Annotated in this window: 1 pseudogene; it reads left to right on the top strand. The window is 48.3% G+C overall.

Features of this window, described 5'->3' with window-relative positions:
• Positions 1–190: 190 nt before the first annotated feature.
• Positions 191–561 (top strand): annotated as a pseudogene (locus CXR02_RS22235) (hypothetical protein); the annotation flags it as partial.

Raw genomic sequence — 561 nt, forward strand, 5'->3', positions numbered from 1 at the left:
TGCGGATCCGAAAGAGGCACGGGCTGGAATCAGAGAGGTTCATTTCCTTCCATTTAATCCTGTAGACAAGAGGACTGCTCTAACATACATTGATGCTGATGGGACGTGGCACCGAGCTAGCAAAGGTGCCCCGGAGCAGATACTAAACCTTTGCAACTGCAAGGAGGATGTCAGAAAGAAGGTGCATGGAGTGATTGATAAATTTGCTGAACGAGGACTTCGATCTTTAGCTGTTGCTAGACAGGAAGTACCTGAGAAAACAAAAGACGCTCCAGGAGCACCATGGCAGTTTGTTGGTTTGTTGTCTTTGTTTGATCCTCCCAGGCATGATAGTGCAGAAACCATTCGAAGAGCTCTCAACCTCGGTGTCAATGTCAAGATGATCACTGGTGACCAACTTGCCATTGCCAAGGAAACTGGACGAAGGCTTGGAATGGGGACAAACATGTATCCCTCTTCTTCATTGCTTGGCCAAGACAAGGATGCATCCATTCCAGCCCTCCCTGTGGACGAGTTGATTGAGAAGGCCGACGGATTTCCTGGAGTCTTTCCTGAACACAA

Source organism: Arthrobacter sp. 4R501 (assembly GCF_002929755.1).
GTDB lineage: Bacteria > Actinomycetota > Actinomycetes > Actinomycetales > Micrococcaceae > Arthrobacter.